Here is an 18,752-nt window from a genome sequence, read left to right as displayed (position 1 = left end):
ATAGTTGAAAAATTTGCTATTATTCCAGTTCGATGTATTGAAATAATTCTGTTCATTTGTTGATATATTCTATTTAGGATATCCTTTTAAAATAAAATCATTGAAGTTAACTATGGCGTCCCAGCTTTTAAAAATCCATCCTTCCGATAATGTAATTGTTGCTTTACGCGATCTGCCGGCAGGCGCGGACGTGGCATGGGATGGCAACCATTATGCGTTGCAGTATGGTGTTTCGGCAAAACATAAATTCGTTACCGAAGACATTGATACAGGTGGCGCCATCATTATGTACGGCGTACTCGTAGGCCGGGCTACCCAGCCGATCAAAAAAGGCGAGCCGATCACGACCTTTAATCTGAAACACGATTCTCACGATTATAGCACTGCAAACCGTCAACCTTATTCCTATACGCAGCCTGATGTTAGCAAATGGCAAAACAGGACCTTCAAGGGATATCATCGGGAAGATGGCAGGGTAGGAACTTACAATTACTGGCTGGTAGTACCGCTTGTATTTTGTGAAAACCGCAATGTGCTGATCATGAAGGATGCTTTCGAGCGGGAGCTGGGTTATGCGCAAACGGATATGTACCGCGAGCAGGTTAAAGAATTTTTGCATTTATATCAGGCCGGGGATATGCGTAAAATCAAAAGCCTCGAAACATATATTGAAAGCCCGGTGGCGAGGAAAAAGCCAGAACGACCATTTGCCAATGTCGACGGCATCAAATTCCTTACACATGAAGGCGGCTGTGGCGGTACGAGAGCGGACGCGAATACATTGTGCGCTCTTTTCGCAGCATATGCGGTTCACCCGAATGTAGCGGGAATTACGGTTTTGAGCCTTGGTTGCCAGAATTCAGAATTGAAAACACTGGAAGACGAGATCAAAAAAAGAGACCCGCATTTCAACAAACCATTCTTTGCTTTTGAGCATCAGAAAGGAACTGAATACTCGTTAATGTCGGGTGCGATTAAGGAAACTTTCATGGGTCTTACAAAGGTCAATGAGTTTGAACGCAGCGACGCACCATTGTCTAAACTTTCCGTAGGACTAAAATGTGGCGGTTCTGACGGGTTCTCTGGCATTTCAGCTAACCCGGTACTGGGACATTTGTCGGACCTTGTAGTAGGATTGGGCGGACAAACATTGCTGGCAGAATTCCCCGAATTGAACGGAGTAGAGCAGGAGTTGCTGAACCGTTGCGTGACCGAAGAAAAAGCCGCCAAATTTGAGAAACTCATGCGGGACTATGCCGGCAAAGCGGAAGCAGTAGGTTCTGCATTTGCTTTCAATCCTTCTCCGGGAAATATCAAAGACGGCCTGATCACGGACGCTATTAAATCGGCCGGAGCGGCGAAAAAGGGTGGAAATGCATTTATTTCTGATGTTTTGAATTACACGGAAAGAGCAACTGATCCCGGTCTGCAACTAGTGTGTACTCCTGGTAATGATGTAGAAGCGACTACGGGGCAAACTGCCGCAGGAGCGAACATCATTCTGTTTACAACTGGTTTGGGTACACCGACCGGTAACCCGATTTGTCCGGTTGCTAAAGTTGCTACCAATACAGCATTAGCGAACAGAATGCCGGATGTGATCGATTTCGATTGCGGCGCAGTCGTTGACGGAACTCAAAGTATCGAGCAGAATGCAGAAGCCTTGCTGGAATACGTGATCAAAGTGGCCAGCGGCGACCTCACGAAAGCCCAGCAACTAGGCCAAGACGACTTCATCCCCTGGAAACGAGGCGTATCCCTATAACCCAGGGTTTCAACCCTGGGCCCGAGCCGCGTCTGGCCGGGTGTAGGTGTCTGGGAGCTCACTGCACCGGAGGCAGGTACATATCAAGGCAGTAAACCCCGGCAGGAAAGAACTTTTCTTACAATCATATAATACAAAGTACATGTTTGATTTGAGTGGAAAAACAGCATTGGTAACCGGAGGAGCTAGCGGAATTGGGCTGGCGATTTCCAAAACCTTTGCGAAACAAGGTGCCTTTGTTCATATTCTTGAACTGAATATAGACCTGGCCAATCAGGTTGTGAGTGACATTGTTGCGGAAGGTGGACAGGCTGCTGCGCATGCGCTGGATATCTCAAAGCAGGCTGATGTAGTGAATGTGGTCAATGCAATAGCAGCTGAAACGCCAATCAATATTTTGGTCAACAATGCAGGCATTGCGCATATTGGAAAAGCAGATACCACTGCGGAAATTGATTTCGACCGGGTCATTAATATCAATGTAAAAGGAGTTTACAACTGCCTGATGGCCACTATTCCACATTTGAAATCCAACGGTGGTGGTGTGGTACTGAATATGGCATCCATTGCAGCAACTGTTGGTATACCCGACCGGTTTGCCTATTCTACGGCAAAAGGAGCGGTTTATTCGATGACGCTTTCTGTGGCCCGGGATTATCTGGGAGACGGTATTCGTTGCAACAGCATTTCACCTGCCCGCGTCCATACGCCTTTTGTGGATGGTTTTATATCCAAAAATTATCCTGGAAAAGAAGCAGAAATGTTTGAAAAACTTTCCAAAACACAGCCGATCGGAAGAATGGCCAAGCCGGAGGAAATTGGCGCATTGGCATTGTACCTCTGCTCTGACGAAGCGGGCTTCATTACAGGGTGCGATTATTTGATTGACGGAGGTTTTGAGAAGTTGAATAATTAGGGGAGTAAAAGCTGTTAGCCATTAGCTATTAGCTTTTTTAGCTCTTTCTTTCAGTATTGAAAACGATTTTTTATATACCTAAATAGACTAACCGCTAATGGCTAACAGCTAATAGCTAACCACTAAAAGCTAAAAGCCAACGGCTAAAAGCCAACACCCATGAAACTCTTTCGATTTGGTGCTTTTGAACAGGAAAAACCTGGCGTAGAACTTGCAGACGGTACAAAACTGGACGTATCCGCATTTGGTGAAGATTATAATGAGAAATTTTTTGCTACCGAAGGCCTGGCCAGATTGAGCGAGTGGCTGGTCAGTAATGCTGACAGTTCTCCCAAAGTTGTCGAAGGTTTCAGATATGGCTCCTGCGTGGCCCGCCCTTCTAAAATTGTTTGCATTGGCATGAATTACGCCAAGCATGCGTATGAATCGGGTGCGACGGAATTGCCCAAGGAGCCAATTATCTTCTTTAAATCAACATCCGCACTGTGCGGGCCATTTGATCAGGTCATTATCCCAAGAAATTCTGAGAAGACCGACTGGGAAGTGGAGCTGGCGGTGGTGATTGGCAAGAGAACCAGCTATGTGGACGAGGCCAATGCGCTGGACTATGTGGCAGGTTATGCAGTGCACAACGACTATTCAGAACGAGCGTTCCAAATGGAGCGGGGCGGACAATGGGTGAAAGGAAAAAGCAATGATACCTTCGCGCCACTAGGGCCTTACCTTGTTACTTCTGACGAAGTGGGTGACGCTAATGCATTGGATTTGTGGCTGATTTTGAATGGAAAGAAAATACAGGACAGCAATACCTCTGATATGATATTCCACATTCCTTTTTTAGTAAGCTATCTGAGCCAGTTCATGACTTTGCTTCCGGGAGACGTCATTACAACAGGAACGCCCGCTGGCGTAGGATTGGGTATGAAGCCGCAAGTTTACCTGAAAGCCGGTGATGTGGTGGAGTTGGGAATTGAAAAATTGGGGACGCAAAAGCAGGAAGCGATTGCCTGGAAGCCGTTATAAATATGGTTATTGATTCGCATCAGCATTTCTGGATATACGACGAGGCGCGGGATTCATGGATCACGCAGGATATGAAGGTGATTCGCAAAGACTTCCTTGCGGATGACTTGCGGCCGATTTTGAAAGCTAATGATGTGGACGGGTGCGTGGCGGTACAAGCCTCACAATCGGAATCCGAGACTGATTTTTTATTACAACAGGCTGAGGCGAATGGTTTTGTAAAAGGACTAGTAGGCTGGGTTGATTTGCGTGCGGAGGATTTGTACGATCAACTTGAAAAGTACTCACAATTTGAAAAACTGAAAGGTTTCCGGCATGTAGTGCAGGGCGAACCAGAGGGATTTTTATTGCAGCCAAATTTTATTAAAGGCGTAGGTCAGCTGGTAGCTTTTGGATTTACATATGATATTTTGATCCATCAGCGTCAGGTTCAGGAGGCGTTTAATTTTGCGGTGAAACTGCCTAATGTACATTTTGTACTGGACCACATTGCCAAGCCGTTGATCAAAAACGGAGAAATTCAGCCCTGGGCGGACGATATCAGAAAGCTCGCGGAACTGCCCAATGTTCATTGCAAAGTTTCTGGAATGGTTACCGAGGGTGATTGGCAAAACTGGGAAAAGGCAGATTTCAGACCTTACCTGGATGTGGTTTTCGAGGCATTCGGTACAGAGCGGCTTATGTTTGGTTCCGACTGGCCTGTGTGCCTGGTAGCTGCTGAATACGAGGGAGTAAAAGGGATATTGACCGACTACCTCAGTATGTTTTCAGATTCTGAAATAAAGCAGGTTATGGGTACGAATGCTGCCCGTTTTTACAATCTCGATTTATGAGGCACTAATGAAACAGTATTGTCTTGCGGTGGATCTGGTGGATGATCCGATGATGATTGCAGAATACGAGGACTATCATACAAGGGTACACCCGGATATTCAGAAGAGCATTACCGATGCAGGTATCACCAGGATGGACATTTTCCGGAGCGGTAACCGCCTGTTTATGATCATGGAGACGGAGGACGATTTCAGTTTTGAAAATAAAGCACAAATGGATGCTTCCAACCCAAAAGTTCAGGAATGGGAGCAGCTGATGTGGAAGTATCAAGAAGCCTTGCCCACGGCCAAGCCGGGAGAGAAGTGGGTATTGCTAGATCAAATATTTGCCCTCAAAGAATAATTGGAAGATTCGTGAACTAGCATTCGAACAGATTGAGGAGATTAGCTTATTTAATACTCATTGTTGGTTTTTCATTCGCATTACTTGCATCACAGCCCCGGCGGGCCGTTGAAATTAAGGTAATGAGTTTCAACATCCGGCACGGCCTGAATGTAGCGGACGAACCGAATCTGATTGACATATTAAGGATCATTAAAGAACATAAGCCAGATCTGATCGCATTGCAGGCGGTTGATAGTCTGGTTGACAAAAGCAAGGTCCAGTTCCAGTTGAGGCAGATCGCCGTGCAAACCGGTATGCATTACTTGTACGGTGTTGCGGACAAATCTGACAACGGATCACAGGGAGTGGGGATACTTTCGGCCTGGCCGTTTGAAAACTCACAGACCATTGATCTCCCCAAAACAGCCGGTGCGGATCCAAAAATACTCTTGTGTGGCCTGATCAAACCGGCCCGCGGACTGACTTTCAGATTCTGTAATGCCAGGCTTGAATATGCTTCCGTGATGGACAGGGCATTGCAGGCGGCTTATATCAATCAAATGCTTGTGAATAGTGTGCAGCCCGTGGTACTGGGGATGGATATGGGGGCCAAGCCTAATGAGCAGCCCTACTTTTCGTTCCGGACCAAATGGCAGGACGCGGCCCAGGGATCGCAGATGCAGACATGGAATGAAGGCTTACCGGGCGACAGGCTCGATTACATTTTCATATTGCTCAATAATAAGGTACGCGTCAAAAATTATAAGGTGGTAAGGAATTACCCGAAGGTTTCTGACCACTATCCCATACTTGCCACCATTGAATTTTGGTAGACCAATGAATTACTCAAATTTGAAGATCGGATTATTTATTCCCTGCTATGTCGATCAGTTTTATCCGCAGGTTGGGATTGCGACATTGGAATTGCTTGAAAAACTGGGATGTACCGTCACATTTCCGCTCAACCAGACCTGCTGCGGCCAGCCGATGGCCAACTCGGGATTTGAGCACCTGACTAAGGATTGTGACAGACTGTTTTACGACCAATTTGCCGATTGTGATTACGTCGTTTCTCCTTCCGGTAGCTGCGTGCTGCACATCAAGGAACATTTGAAAGTCGAAAATAAGGCCGACGAGTCCAAGGTGCTGAGAAAGAAAGTTTATGAGCTGGTGGAATTTATCACCGATATATTAAAGATTGACTCCATTCAGGCCGAGTTTCCATTCCGGGTAGGCCTGCATCAGGGATGCCACGGGCAGCGGGGGCTTTACCTTTCGCAAATGTCGGAACTGAATGCAGAACCATTTTCCAAACCGGTCACGCTTTTGCAAAAAGTCAAGGGTCTGGAATTGATTGATCTGGACCGTACGGACGAATGCTGCGGATTTGGCGGGACTTTTTGTGTGAGTGAAGAAGCGGTTTCTGTCAAAATGGGCAAGGATAGGGTAGCAGACCACATTCGGCACAATGCGGAGTACATTACCGGCTCAGATATGAGCTGCCTGATGCATTTGGGAGGGATTCTGCGACGTGGCAATTCCAATGTACAGATCAAACACATTGCGGAAATATTGAACTCTGCCATTAAAAAACAAATACCGGAGCCCATTATATGAGCACCGGTATTTTACAAAGTTTACGGAAGTCAGAATCTGAGAAGAACCAGTCGTTAGTTAATTGAAGAAACAGCGCGGCTGGTTGTAGTCAAAATATCAAACGATTGTGTAGCCTTCTCTTTACCGTCCGTGATTTCAAAGGTATAAGTACCATCCATCAGGGTAGATAAATCGAAATATTTCAAATAGTTTGATTCAGTACGTTTGTTTTCCGAGAACAAAACATTTTTGTCAGTATCCAAAATACGAACAGCTACATTTTTTGAAATCGGATTTTTATATGAAACGCGGAATTGCATAGGTTTAACTTGCAGAATGTTCAGCTTGGTAGAAGCTGTTTCGGTTTTGTCTGAAGTAGCGATGTTGTCCTGAGCATTTGAATTAAATGCTGAACCTGATAGTAACAAGCCAGTCAAGGCTGCGATGATAAGAGTGTTTTTGGTTTTCATAGGAGTTAAAATTTAATTGTGTCTAAAAAAAGTTAAAATAAACTTGTTTCAGACTCCGATGCCCCGATCGAAAAACTTTGTGATTCAAAATTATAAGATATTGCATTACAATAAAATAGCTTTTTAAGGAATTTTAAAAAGTTGTTTATTAAACAAATTGCAAACTTAGAATAGTACAACGAATGTGAAAAGTACAATTCTTATTCTTTATAAAATACTATTATCAAATTGTTAAGATAACTATGTCTAAGGCAATTATTGAGCATTCAGTTGCTTCGGAAACATTCAATAAAGACGAACCCTATGTGGATTGGCATGATGAAACGCTGTGGTTTGTGCGCCAGAAACGGGATAAGTCTTCCAAATTGTTACCGGAATGGGAGCAATTAAGAGAGGTAGCATCGGGAATTAAGAACTACGTATTGTCTCATATGGACGAGTTGCTCGTGTCTTTTGAAGAAAAGGCGAAAGCGAATGGTGTCCATGTACATTGGGCTGCAGATGCCGCAGAGCATAACGAGATCGTACTAGGGCTTTTGAGGCAGCACAACATTGACAAAATGGTCAAGAGCAAGTCCATGCTGACCGAGGAATGTCATATGAATGACTTTCTGAGCCGAAATGGTATCGAAGTGATCGATACCGACCTAGGTGAAAGGATCGTACAGCTGAGGAATGAGCCGCCAAGTCACATTGTGCTTCCGGCCATCCATTTAAAAAAGAAAGACATCGGCGATCTTTTTCATGAACATTTGGGTACAGAGGCAGGTGCTACTGATCCGCAATACCTGACGGAGGCCGCAAGACAGCATTTAAGAGATAAGTTTCTGACCAGAAGAGCAGCATTGACGGGCGTTAATTTCGCAGTTGCCGAAACGGGCGGGTTTGTGGTTTCCACGAATGAAGGTAATGCGGATATGGGTGCACATTTGGCTGATATACACATTGCCTGTATGGGTTTTGAGAAAATAATCCCAAAGCAGGAACATCTGGGTGTTTTTCTTAGGTTATTGGCAAGAAGTGCTACCGGCCAGCCGATTACCACGTACAGCAGTCATTTTAAAAAGCCGCGGGAAGGCCAGGAAATGCACATTATCATTGTAGATAATGGCAGAAGTACACAGCTAGGGCGTGAGGATTTTCGAAATTCATTGAAATGTATCCGCTGCGGAGCCTGCATGAATACTTGCCCGGTGTACCGTAGAAGTGGCGGACATAGCTATCATAATGCCGTCGCTGGTCCTATCGGTTCTATCCTGGCGCCAAACCTGGATATGACGAAGAATGCTGACCTGCCTTTCGCAAGCACATTATGCGGCAGCTGTTCCAATGTTTGCCCCGTAAAAATTGACATTCATGATCAGCTCTACAAATGGAGGCAGGTACTCGTCAAAGGCGGGCATGTACCGCAGGCGAAAGAGATAGGGATCAAAGCCATGTCGATCGTACTTTCGCAGCCGAGATTTTATCAATGGTCGGGCAGGCTTGGACGCTCTGTGATGCGTACGATGCCATTTATGGTCAATAATGGTATGAACCCTTGGTATAAACAAAGGGAAATGCCGGAGCCTCCAAAGGAAAGTTTCAGGGATTGGTATGTTCGTAACAGAAAAGAATAAGTAATGACTTCCAGGGAAAAAATACTGCAGCAGATCAGGGTGAATAAGCCTTCTGAAACCATTATGCCGCTGAGCATTCGTTTCGACAGTAACTTCGAAAGCACGGAAAACAAGTTTATCGAAACACTGACCGCCATTTACACGGAAGTGATCGTGGTTAAAAATAAAGAGGCATTGGTAGCGAAGGTGGGGGAGCTGTATGCTTCGGTTGTGAACCGCGCTACTACCATTCCTGAACTGGGTGCCTGGGCAGATTTTAGTTTAAATGTTTCCGACCCACATGAGCTTGAAATGATCGAAATCGCTATTTTGCAGGCTGAGTTCGGTGTAGCGGAGAATGGCGCAGTCTGGATTTCAGATCGATACCTGTCACACCGGGCTTTGCCATTTATTACTCAAAACCTTGCATTTGTGATACAGAGAAAAGCATTGGTCAACAACATGCATGATGCTTACGAGCGTTTGCAGGACACGACTGGCTGGGGCTGTTTCATAGCAGGGCCCTCCAAAACTGCCGATATAGAGCAGTCGCTGGTGATCGGTGCGCATGGTGCACGTAGCATGGTAATCTTTTTGTTGGAAGACGAAGAATAAAAAATCAGAAAGGATCAAATGGTAACACTCAAGCCATTTCAGCGGGAAGTAGCGGAACGTTTGGCGGTTCTTGCCAATAATGAAAATGTGGTTGCCCAGGTCCGCGATAATTTTCCCTTTCCCTACACCCTTTCCGACGCGCATTACTGGATTGATTTCTGCAACAGCAGGCGAAATGACGACAGCTTTCACCGGGCTGTCTTTTACGGTAATGAGTTCGTGGGTGGCATTGGTGTGTTGCGGCAGGAGGACATTCACAGATATAACGCGGAGATCGGTTATTGGCTCGGAGAACCGTACTGGGGCCTCAATATCATGACTGCTGCTGTGCAGCAAATGACTTCCTGGGTCTTTGCAAACACCAGTATCCATCGTATTTATGCCGGGGTCTTCGAAACAAACCATGCGTCGATGCGGGTTTTGGAAAAAGCAGGGTATCATTTAGAAGCCATTCACCGAAAAGCGATTACTAAAAACGGCCAAATGCTTGACGAACATTTGTTTGTAATTCTCCGCGATAATAATTCCTCTAAACAGCTTTAAAAACCCTATCGGAATAGCCTTCCCCGTTGATTCTTTCTTATTTTTGCAAAGTTCACTTTTACTATTTTCACAGGAGTGCAGGATGTACTTTCACGGCCTGTTGAAAAACCTCGTCTTACTGATATGCCCAAAATAATCGTTGCAATTGATGGCTATTCCAGCTGTGGCAAAAGCACTACTGCGAAACTCGTTGCCAGGCAACTTAATTACCCCTATATCGATACCGGAGCCATGTACAGGGCTGTTACATTGTACTTTATACAAAACCACGTTGGCCTGACTAACCCGAAAGAAACCGAATCGGCCCTGAGAAATATTCAGATATCTTTTCGAAGGCATGCAGAACTTGGCCGGAATGATACCTATCTCAACGGGCTGAATGTAGAAGACGAAATCCGTAAAATGTATGTTTCTGAAAAAGTAAGCGATGTGAGCGCGATTGCCGAAGTAAGGCACGCGATGGTAGCACAGCAGCAGCGAATGGGAAAGACAAAGGGTATCGTTATGGACGGCCGTGATATTGGTACTGTTGTGTTTCCCCACGCTGAACTGAAAATTTTCATGACGGCCGATCCATTAATCAGAGCGCAAAGGCGGCAATTGGAATTGATGGAAAAAGGAGAATTGATTGGATTACAGGAAATTTCCGAAAATCTGAAAATGCGCGATCACATTGATACCCACCGCGCCGAAAGCCCGCTGCGGCAGGCAGAAGATGCCATCTACATTGATAATTCACTGATGACACTCGACGAGCAGGTGGAGCTGGTGGTAAGGCTCGCCGACGAACAGATCGGATTGTCGCTTCGCCGCAAACACCAATAATACTTACATGGCTACCACAGATTACGACTACCTCGTTGTAGGTCAGGGGCTTGCAGGTACTTCACTAGCCTGGCATTTAAAGGAGTCGGGTAAAAAAATACTGATTGTAGGCGATTCATCTTTACCTTCTTCTTCCAAAGTTGCCGCAGGGATTTTCAATCCATTAACCGGGAAAAAGCTGGTCAAAACCTGGCTGGCGGATGATCTGTTTCCTTATGCCAATGCGTTTTACACGAGCATGGGGCAGGAGCTGAACTGCCAATTGCTTCATTCAGCCTCCATTTACCGGCCATTCAGATCCATTGAAGAGCAGAATACGTATTTGGCTCAGACGGCTGACCCTGGAATTTCACGATACATTTCGCAGGATACTGTTGCTGCTGACCTCACAGACTACGTGCATGCGGAGTTTGGAGGATTGGAAGTAGTTCGTTCGGGTTGGGTGGATTTACCATTATTACTGAACAAGACCAGGGACTATTTTAGCATGAATGGTCAGTATATGCACTCGAAGTTCGATGTCGCTGATTTGCAGTTTGAAAATGATTCGCTAACGTGGAAAAATATAAGCTTTGGGAAAGTCGTTTTTTGTCAGGGTTTTATGGCATTACAAAATGATTTTTTCAACTGGCTTCCCTTCGCTCCGGTAAAAGGACAGATTCTTGACATTGCCACAGAAAAGGCCGTCAAGCCGTATATTGTCAATCAGGGGATCTTTATGCTGCCAGTTTCGGAGCATGTGTGCAGGGTAGGGGCCACGTATTCGTGGGATCCGCTGGACTGGGAACCGACCGAACAGGCAACCGAAGAACTGGAAAGCAAATTGAAATCGTTGATCAAAATACCATACAGTATCACGTCGGCAAGTGCCGGTATCCGTCCTTCCGTGAAGGACCGCAGGCCGCTGATCGGGGTTCATCCGAGCCATGATAATATTGTTCTTTTCAATGGGTTAGGAACAAAAGGTGTGACACTTGCACCATTTTTTGCAAATCAGCTCGTTGAACATCTGGAAAACGGCAAAGAATTGAATCCGTTAGTTAATATTCAGAGGTATTTTTCGTTATATTTCCGTTGAAGTCAGCCCTAGTACTATGAGCATAAGATATATATACAAATTTACCTTTTCGGTCGGCCTTATCGCATTTTTAGGATTATTTGCCGAATCACTAGCACAACGCTATCCTTCTCAGGAAACTTTTGGGAAAAACAGGGTGCAGTACAAAACCTTCAACTGGAAGATTTTCAGGACAACCAACTTCGAAATATACCATTACCAGGGCGGTACAGCATTAGCTAAACTGACAGCTCAATATGCTGAAAGTGAGTTTGATAAAATCACAGATGTGCTGGGATGGACACCCTACAGCCGCGTTAAAATATTTTTATATAACTCCCCAGCCGAGCTGGAACAAAGTAACATGGGGTTGTCTACATTGGACAATCTGAATGAGCAAAAACTGGATCTTTCCCAGTCGCGTGTAGAGGTGGCTTATACGGGAGACCAGATCGGATTTCGTAAAAAATTGGTGAAAGATATCAGTCTTTTGTTTGTGTACGACATGCTTTACGGCGGCAATATGAAGGAAGCCTTGCAGAGTTCATTGCTTTTGACGCTCCCTGAATGGTTTATGTCAGGTACAGCAGCTTACATTGCGGAAGGGTGGTCGCCAGAGTTGAATGATTACATGCGGGACTTTTTCAAAAACCGTAATGTAAGAAAGCCAACCTTAATGACCGGGAACGATGCAACTTTGATCGGTCACTCCATCTGGAATTACATTGCAGAGCGTTATGGAAAAGATAAAATATCCGACATTCTGAACCTAACCCGAATTATCCGCACCGAACAAACCAGTATCACGAGCACATTGGGCATTCAGTCCTACAACAAGTTTCTTCGTGACTGGCGGGCATATTACCTTAATCAAAACAAAAACGCGGAACAATTTTATACAAATCCTAGTCCTACCTGGAAGTATAAGCTGAACGAATTCAGCGTTTCGGATGCCAGTGCGGTCATTAAGGTGTCGCCGGATAAGAAATTTACAGCAGTTAGTGAAATCAAAAACGGCAGGTACAAAGTGTATCTGTTCGATAGCGAAACCGGCTCCAAGAAAGTGGTTCGCCAGGGAAAACTGGACTTCATTGGAGGACGTGCAAAAACGCAACCGCCGCTGTTAGGATGGTCCAGAAACAATACCTTATCGATCCTTGCTTCCGAAAACGATCGCAAGAATTTTTATATGTATGAAAATCTCGGAACTAAAAAGGTCAAGATCAAGCTGAAACGAAACATTCGTGGACTGGATCAGATCGTGGACATGGACGTGTCACATGATGGTACTATGCTCGCAGTGAGTGCCGATAAAGGTGGACAGAACGATTTGTTCCTGATCAGCGTGGCAAGAGCTTCTGCATTGCCTTTAACCAATGACCTTTACGATGACCTTTCACCCCGCTTTATACAGGGTTCTTCCAGAAAGGTTGTATTTGCCTCGAACCGGCCACTTGATTCACTCGGAACCGGGGACAAGGGGAATTATAAATCCATATCATCTTCATTTACGATATTCGAGCACGACGGTACGCCGAAATCGGACAACCTGATCAAACTCGTACAGGCTGAGGGGAAAAGTAAGGTTACGCCCGTTTATTCAGATGAAAATGACCTGATTTATCTTTCCAATGAAAAAGGCGTTAATAATTTGTTCAAATATAACCGCGCGTCGGCGAGCAGTTCGCAGCTTACCAACTATATTCAGAATATCAGAAATGCGGATGTTACGATCAAATCAGGCGGTGCGCTTGCCTATACTTATCTGAATGATGGCTACTACACAGCCGCTTACAAAAACGCGTTTGATATTAATGCAACTGTCAATACGCCATCGCTGAATGCATCAAGTGGCAATGGTACCGGCGACGTGAAAGCGCAAGCTGCAAAAACGGATTCTGCTACGAAGGCCGCCCAGGCTGTTGAAACCACCAAACTTGCATTGAAAGACGGCGAAGTGGATACTGATAACTACGAGTTTGACGAGGATGTTCTGAAAGCTTTTGAATCACGTCGTACGAGAGGCGCCTTCCCCACAACACCAAGCGCGCTTTCGAGATCTAAAACAACACGTGAAAACATTGCTGTAAAAGGGCCGTATCCATATAAAGGGTTGTTTATCACCAATGATGCCAATTCAGACTGGCGCATTGATCCAATCCGGGGATTTGGGTTTGCGCAGTCCATTTCAATGAATGATCTTTTGGAGAACCACGTCATTAAAGCAGGTCTTTTCATCTCTTCCAATTTCCGGAACAGTGATCTTTTCGCTGAATATTCTAACAACACTTACCGGATTGACTTTGGAATCCGTGTCGACAGAAAGAGCCTTTATATTGATACTGAGGGAGCACCGCAAAAATACAGGTTCAACCAGCTGATGTTTACAGCGTCGTATCCATTCTCGACAACCAGCCGGTTTTCGGTTTCTCCGATGTTCACCTCCACGCGTATGATCGATGTATATATCCTGCCAAATCCTGACCTGGCTTCAAGCTATGGGGGTTTGCGTAGTGAATACGTGTTCGACAATACACGGGTCAATGGTATGAACATGATGGAAGGTACCCGGTTCAAGCTGCGTTATGATATGCATCAGGGCTTGTCGAGCGGGAAAGAGAGTTTCAACAGAATTAGTCTTGATTTCCGTCATTATCAAAAAATACACCGCGATCTGATCCTGGCCATCCGTGCTTCGGCAAGTCACTCGGGCGGCAATGCTCCAAAGCAGAATATACTGGGTGGTATGGAGAACTGGCTGGGCAACCGGAAAGAAACCAGGACTGGTGATAATCCATTGAATTTCCAGAAAGACAACCGGGATATTTTCTTTGCAGACTTTGCTACCAACCTGCGTGGCTTCAATCTGAACCGCCTGTCGGGAACAAGTTACATGTTGCTGAATGCCGAGCTGCGCATTCCGCTTGTGAAGTACCTGTACCGCGGAGCCATTACTTCGAGCTTCCTACGTAATTTCCAGATCGTTGGTTTTGGCGATATTGGTACAGCATGGACTGGAAAAGGACCATTTAGCGAAAATAATAGTTTGAACACCCAGATTATCGGTAGCGAGGATGATCCGTTCCGTGCGACGGTTACCAACTTCAAAAATCCATATCTGATGGGCTATGGAGCAGGGGTAAGGACCACATTGTTCGGCTTCTACGCCAAATTTGATTATGCATGGGGAGTTGACAATGGTTATACCAACAAGCCAATTCCTTACGTAACACTGGGTTACGATTTTTGATAAAAAGAGATCAGTATAAAAGCAGAAAAAGCGTTTATAAAGATGGCAAGAGAGCGACTCTCCTGCCATTTTTAGTTTCTACAAATAGTAGTAAAAAGTACAAAAACCAATTTCAATGAACACACATCATTCGTTAGTCAAAATTTACCTTTCGGGCATTCTTTTACTGTCAGGCTTGTCAGGGGCCTTTGCCCAACGTGAAGTATTATATGAACAATATGTTCAAAATCCGATGGCGATCAACCCGGGCTTCACGGGAGTAAGGGGTGATTTTAATATGACAGCCATGTTCAGAAGAAAATGGTTTACTATCCAAAACTCACCTTCCAGTCAGACTTTTGCTGCGGACGGAACGTTTGCCAATGGTAAGTTTGGTGTGGGCTTTCAGGCATTGAATGATCAGACGAGCTATTTTACAACAACTGGTTTTTCAGCCTCGTTTGCCTATCATCTCGGAATATCAGAGGAATGGAAATTGGGGCTGGGCGCGCAGGGCGGTATCAATGTACTGCCCGTTTCGGATCTTTCTTTCAATGGCACCAATCGCGCGTTGGGAAGTTTCGGACTAGGTGCCTGGCTGCGTTCGGATAAGCTCTATCTAGGGATTTCGAAGCCTGAGCTTTTGTCCCAAAAATTCGGAAATCAGGCGATCAACAACTTTTACAGACGACCGTTGTACATCATGGCGGGCGGAAGTTACAACCTGAATGCTGACGTGATGATACTGCCACATATCCTGCTGATCCAGGAGAAGGAGCACAAAATCCGGGTCGATTTCGGAACACGTTTTTGGTTCAATGAAAAGGTCGGGATAGGCGCTTCTTACAGGGTCGGCGGCGGATATAACTCGTTCTCTGCAAATGTGGATTATTTGCAGATTTCGGCCGAAGTTCAAGTGGGCAAGAATGTACGGCTGGGCTATTTTTACAGTACCCGCCAGGTGGAACAAATTTATACATCCTATTCAGGCCCAAAAGGCATACATGAGCTGATGCTCAAATTTGTTCCAAACCCGAAAGGGTTTCATAAATTTTGATCCGATTGACGGGTTGTAAATTGTTTTTAAACCAAGTTAAAAGGAGATTTTATTCGTAATGTTTACATAAGTCTCGTACCTTTGTGCCGTAAATGAAATACTCACTTTTGTGATGGATAAATACACATATATAGCAAATTCCGACGCCGCTTACATAGAGGAATTGTACAATTCCTATAAGCAAGATGCAGCTTCCGTAGACGAAGGCTGGCAAAAGTTTTTTGAAGGATTCGACTTCTCTCAAAAGTACCCTGTGAATGGTAATGGGCATGCCAATGGTGCTGCCAGTGGTAAAGAAGTAGTAGCGACCGGTAAGGTCGACGCATCCCGTATCCGCAAGGAAATGGAGGTTGTACACCTGATCCGGGGATTCAGATCGAGAGGTCACCTGCTTGCTACAACTAACCCGATCCAGAAACGCAAAGATCGTCAGCCACAGCTTGACATTGCAGATTTCAATCTCGGACCAGAGGACTTAGACTCGGTTTTTGAGGCTGGTGTTGAGGTTTTTGGACGTCCTGCATCGCTACGGGAAATTGTAGATTCCCTCAAAACGATTTATACCAGAAATATCGGGTTCGAATACCTATATATACGCGACAGAGAGCAGAAGAGCTGGTTGCGTAAGAAAATTGAAAAGGAAGCATTGAATATGAGTTTCTCCATTGACGAGAAAAAGCATATTCTTTCCAAATTGAATGAGGCGGTCGTTTTTGAAAATTTCCTTCATACCAAATATTTAGGTCAGAAACGTTTCTCGCTGGAAGGCGGAGAAACGACCATTCCTGCACTGGATGCCATGATCAACAAGGCGGCAGAAATGGGTGTGGTGGAAGTAATGATTGGTATGGCCCACAGGGGGCGCTTGAATGTACTGGCCAATGTGATGCAAAAAACTTACGGACAGATATTTAACGAGTTCGAAGGTAATTTGCCAGATCAGGTTTGGGGTGATGGTGACGTGAAATACCACATGGGTTTTGCCAGCCAGATCACTACTAAAAACGGAGAAAAAGTACATTTGAAACTGGCTCCAAATCCATCTCACCTGGAAGCGGTTAACCCGGTTGTGGAAGGCTACATCCGTGCTCGTGCTGATGGTATGTACGATAGTGATTACGATCGCGTTCTGCCGGTTTTAATTCACGGTGATGCAGCGGTTGCAGGCCAGGGGATCGTGTACGAAGTTACTCAGATGTCGGCATTGAATGGTTACTACACAGGTGGTACCATCCATTTTGTCATTAATAACCAGGTAGGTTTCACCACGGATTTTATTGACGCAAGATCAAGTATCTATTGTACTGACATTGCGAAGATCGTGGATGCACCGGTACTTCACGTGAATGGAGATGATCCTGAGGCGGTGGTATTCTGTATGCGACTGGCAGTGGAGTATCGTCAGAAATTCAATAAGGACATTTTTATTGACATGGTATGCTACCGTCGTCATGGTCACAATGAAGCTGACGAACCGAAATTTACACAGCCTGTACTTTATAAATCCATTGAAAACCACCAGAATCCTCGCGAAATCTACCAGAAAACGCTGGCAGATCGCGGTGATGTAGATGCTCAGCTGGCTGCTGGTATGGACAAGGAGTTCAAGCAGCTTTTGCAGGAACGTCTGGATATGGTGAAGCAAAAAGCGCTTCCTTATACATTGCCTAAGCTTGAACAGGAATGGCATAGCCTACGCAAATCCAAACCCGAAGATTTCGAGAAGTCTCCCGAAACCGGTGTGCCATTGGAAGTACTTGAAAAAATAGGAAAGGCACTGATCAGTACTCCTGAGAATTTCAGCCGATTGAAACAAATCGATAAATTGCTGAAAGATCGTGAGCAAATGATCTTTGATAAAAAAGAAGTGAACTGGGCAACAGCCGAATTGCTGGCCTATGGATCCATTCTGACCGACGGTAACATTGTAAGATTAAGTGGCCAGGATGTGCAACGTGGTACTTTCTCTCACCGCCATGCGGTATTGAGAGACGTTGAAACCAATGAGGCTTACAGCAATTTGGAACATATTCAGGAAGGTCAGGGGCCGTTTATGATTTACAACTCACTGCTTTCAGAATATGGGGTGCTGGGTTTTGAATTCGGTTATTCGATGGCCAACCCGAATGCCCTGGTGATCTGGGAAGCACAGTTTGGTGATTTTGCCAATGGTACGCAGGTGATCATTGACCAGTTTGTTACATCAAGCGAAACCAAATGGGACCGCTGGACAGGCTTGGTCATGTTGCTGCCGCACGGATACGAAGGCCAGGGACCTGAGCACTCGAATGCTCGCCCGGAACGTTATTTGCAGCTTTCTGCCAATTACAATCTGATCGTTGCCAATGTGACTACTCCTGCGAACTTCTTCCATTTGCTACGCAGACAGTTGAAATTCCCATTCCGGAAGCCATTGGTAGTTATGTCTCCAAAATCAATGCTGAGACACCCGCTCTGCGTTTCGCCATTGGAAAGTCTGGTAAACGGATCATTCCAGGAAACAATAGGTGACACTTATGCAGATCCTAAAAAGGTGAAAAAAGTGTTGCTATGTACTGGAAAGCTGTATTATGAGCTTTACGAAAAACAGCAGGCCGACAAACGTGACGATGTTGCGATCATTCGTTTGGAACAAATGCATCCTTTCCCGCAAACACAGATTGACGCACATTTGAGCCAATATGAAAATGCAAAAGTATATTGGGTGCAGGAAGAACCTTTCAATATGGGTGGCTGGACGTTTATGTTAAGAATGTACAAAGGTGCGAAGCCATTACAGGTAATCGCCAGAGAGTCAAGCGCTTCACCGTCTACTGGTTTCTCGAAGATCCATGCGAAAGAGCAGGCTGAAATCTTGAACAGAGCTTTTGAATGATTATTCCTATAATTTTAAGACACTT

At 45.2% G+C, this 18,752-nt stretch carries 16 protein-coding genes; 15 read left to right on the top strand and 1 reads right to left on the bottom strand.

All coding sequences use genetic code 11. The annotated features are described in order from the left end of the window. Positions 1–112 precede the first annotated feature (112 nt). From ABIO93_RS21985 to ABIO93_RS21955, 7 genes are all read left to right on the top strand, one after another. Entirely contained in the window at positions 113–1,765 is a 1,653-nt protein-coding gene (locus ABIO93_RS21985) for an altronate dehydratase family protein (RefSeq protein ID WP_348071655.1), read from the top strand. A gap of 142 nt (positions 1,766–1,907) precedes the next feature. Further along, entirely contained in the window at positions 1,908–2,681 is a 774-nt protein-coding gene (locus ABIO93_RS21980) for an SDR family oxidoreductase (protein WP_348071653.1), read from the top strand. A 159-nt stretch (positions 2,682–2,840) separates the two neighbouring features. Further along, a complete protein-coding gene (locus tag ABIO93_RS21975; RefSeq protein ID WP_348071651.1) occupies positions 2,841–3,704 on the top strand; it encodes a fumarylacetoacetate hydrolase family protein in 864 nt (287 codons plus the stop codon). A gap of 2 nt (positions 3,705–3,706) precedes the next feature. Further along, positions 3,707–4,537 carry an amidohydrolase family protein gene (locus ABIO93_RS21970; RefSeq protein WP_348071649.1) on the top strand — a complete coding sequence of 277 codons (831 nt, stop codon included), beginning with the start codon at positions 3,707–3,709 and terminating at the stop codon, positions 4,535–4,537. Positions 4,538–4,544: 7 nt separating this feature from the next. After that, positions 4,545–4,880 (top strand): L-rhamnose mutarotase, encoded by a 336-nt coding sequence (locus ABIO93_RS21965; protein ID WP_348071647.1) that lies wholly within the window; start codon positions 4,545–4,547, stop codon positions 4,878–4,880. Positions 4,881–5,002: 122 nt separating this feature from the next. Further along, positions 5,003–5,695, top strand: coding sequence for an endonuclease/exonuclease/phosphatase family protein (locus ABIO93_RS21960; RefSeq protein ID WP_348071645.1), 693 nt, complete (start codon positions 5,003–5,005; stop codon positions 5,693–5,695). Positions 5,696–5,699: 4 nt separating this feature from the next. Beyond that, the gene (locus tag ABIO93_RS21955; RefSeq protein ID WP_348071643.1) at positions 5,700–6,479 is read left to right on the top strand and encodes a (Fe-S)-binding protein; all 780 of its coding nucleotides are present in this window, start codon (positions 5,700–5,702) and stop codon (positions 6,477–6,479) included. Between the two features lie 53 nt (positions 6,480–6,532). Here ABIO93_RS21955 and ABIO93_RS21950 read toward each other — a convergent pair whose 3' ends face one another. Further along, positions 6,533–6,928: a hypothetical protein gene (locus tag ABIO93_RS21950; protein WP_348071641.1), complete on the bottom strand. Its 396-nt coding sequence runs from the start codon at positions 6,926–6,928 to the stop codon at positions 6,533–6,535. 242 nt (positions 6,929–7,170) lie between these two features. Between ABIO93_RS21950 and ABIO93_RS21945 the strand changes: the two genes are divergently transcribed. The 8 genes from ABIO93_RS21945 to ABIO93_RS21910 all read left to right on the top strand — a co-directional run bounded on the left by ABIO93_RS21945 (position 7,171) and on the right by ABIO93_RS21910 (position 18,727). After that, the gene (locus ABIO93_RS21945; protein WP_348071639.1) at positions 7,171–8,547 is read left to right on the top strand and encodes a lactate utilization protein B; all 1,377 of its coding nucleotides are present in this window, start codon (positions 7,171–7,173) and stop codon (positions 8,545–8,547) included. Positions 8,548–8,550: 3 nt separating this feature from the next. Further along, the gene (locus ABIO93_RS21940; RefSeq protein ID WP_348071637.1) at positions 8,551–9,141 is read left to right on the top strand and encodes an LUD domain-containing protein; all 591 of its coding nucleotides are present in this window, start codon (positions 8,551–8,553) and stop codon (positions 9,139–9,141) included. Positions 9,142–9,159: 18 nt separating this feature from the next. Continuing rightward, positions 9,160–9,684, top strand: a complete 525-nt coding sequence (locus tag ABIO93_RS21935; RefSeq protein ID WP_348071635.1) for a GNAT family protein — start codon at positions 9,160–9,162, stop codon at positions 9,682–9,684. A gap of 123 nt (positions 9,685–9,807) precedes the next feature. Then, positions 9,808–10,509, top strand: coding sequence for a (d)CMP kinase (cmk, locus tag ABIO93_RS21930; RefSeq protein ID WP_348071633.1), 702 nt, complete (start codon positions 9,808–9,810; stop codon positions 10,507–10,509). A 7-nt stretch (positions 10,510–10,516) separates the two neighbouring features. Continuing rightward, complete coding sequence (locus ABIO93_RS21925) at positions 10,517–11,587, top strand: FAD-dependent oxidoreductase (protein WP_348071631.1); 1,071 nt, start codon at positions 10,517–10,519, stop codon at positions 11,585–11,587. Between the two features lie 16 nt (positions 11,588–11,603). Continuing rightward, a complete protein-coding gene (locus ABIO93_RS21920; protein WP_348071629.1) occupies positions 11,604–14,816 on the top strand; it encodes a hypothetical protein in 3,213 nt (1,070 codons plus the stop codon). A gap of 115 nt (positions 14,817–14,931) precedes the next feature. After that, a complete protein-coding gene (locus tag ABIO93_RS21915; RefSeq protein WP_348071626.1) occupies positions 14,932–15,852 on the top strand; it encodes a PorP/SprF family type IX secretion system membrane protein in 921 nt (306 codons plus the stop codon). Between the two features lie 112 nt (positions 15,853–15,964). Next, the gene (locus tag ABIO93_RS21910) at positions 15,965–18,727 is read left to right on the top strand and encodes a 2-oxoglutarate dehydrogenase E1 component (protein WP_348071624.1); all 2,763 of its coding nucleotides are present in this window, start codon (positions 15,965–15,967) and stop codon (positions 18,725–18,727) included. Positions 18,728–18,752: the final 25 nt, after the last annotated feature.

The organism is Dyadobacter sp. (assembly GCF_039919315.1).
In the GTDB taxonomy this organism is placed as follows: domain Bacteria; phylum Bacteroidota; class Bacteroidia; order Cytophagales; family Spirosomataceae; genus Dyadobacter.
Note: the sequence above shows the minus strand (reverse complement) of the source record. Positions and strands in the feature narration are given on the sequence as shown.

Coding starts and splice junctions, on each gene's coding strand:
- ABIO93_RS21925 (WP_348071631.1), top strand. CDS start 10,517: ATGGCTACCACAGATTACGACTACCTCGTTGTAGGTCAGGGGCTTGCA.
- ABIO93_RS21940 (WP_348071637.1), top strand. CDS start 8,551: ATGACTTCCAGGGAAAAAATACTGCAGCAGATCAGGGTGAATAAGCCT.
- ABIO93_RS21920 (WP_348071629.1), top strand. CDS start 11,604: ATGAGCATAAGATATATATACAAATTTACCTTTTCGGTCGGCCTTATC.
- ABIO93_RS21935 (WP_348071635.1), top strand. CDS start 9,160: ATGGTAACACTCAAGCCATTTCAGCGGGAAGTAGCGGAACGTTTGGCG.
- ABIO93_RS21980 (WP_348071653.1), top strand. CDS start 1,908: ATGTTTGATTTGAGTGGAAAAACAGCATTGGTAACCGGAGGAGCTAGC.
- cmk (WP_348071633.1), top strand. CDS start 9,808: ATGCCCAAAATAATCGTTGCAATTGATGGCTATTCCAGCTGTGGCAAA.
- ABIO93_RS21955 (WP_348071643.1), top strand. CDS start 5,700: ATGAATTACTCAAATTTGAAGATCGGATTATTTATTCCCTGCTATGTC.
- ABIO93_RS21965 (WP_348071647.1), top strand. CDS start 4,545: ATGAAACAGTATTGTCTTGCGGTGGATCTGGTGGATGATCCGATGATG.
- ABIO93_RS21970 (WP_348071649.1), top strand. CDS start 3,707: ATGGTTATTGATTCGCATCAGCATTTCTGGATATACGACGAGGCGCGG.
- ABIO93_RS21975 (WP_348071651.1), top strand. CDS start 2,841: ATGAAACTCTTTCGATTTGGTGCTTTTGAACAGGAAAAACCTGGCGTA.
- ABIO93_RS21945 (WP_348071639.1), top strand. CDS start 7,171: ATGTCTAAGGCAATTATTGAGCATTCAGTTGCTTCGGAAACATTCAAT.
- ABIO93_RS21950 (WP_348071641.1), bottom strand. CDS start 6,928: ATGAAAACCAAAAACACTCTTATCATCGCAGCCTTGACTGGCTTGTTA.
- ABIO93_RS21915 (WP_348071626.1), top strand. CDS start 14,932: ATGAACACACATCATTCGTTAGTCAAAATTTACCTTTCGGGCATTCTT.
- ABIO93_RS21985 (WP_348071655.1), top strand. CDS start 113: ATGGCGTCCCAGCTTTTAAAAATCCATCCTTCCGATAATGTAATTGTT.
- ABIO93_RS21910 (WP_348071624.1), top strand. CDS start 15,965: ATGGATAAATACACATATATAGCAAATTCCGACGCCGCTTACATAGAG.
- ABIO93_RS21960 (WP_348071645.1), top strand. CDS start 5,003: ATGAGTTTCAACATCCGGCACGGCCTGAATGTAGCGGACGAACCGAAT.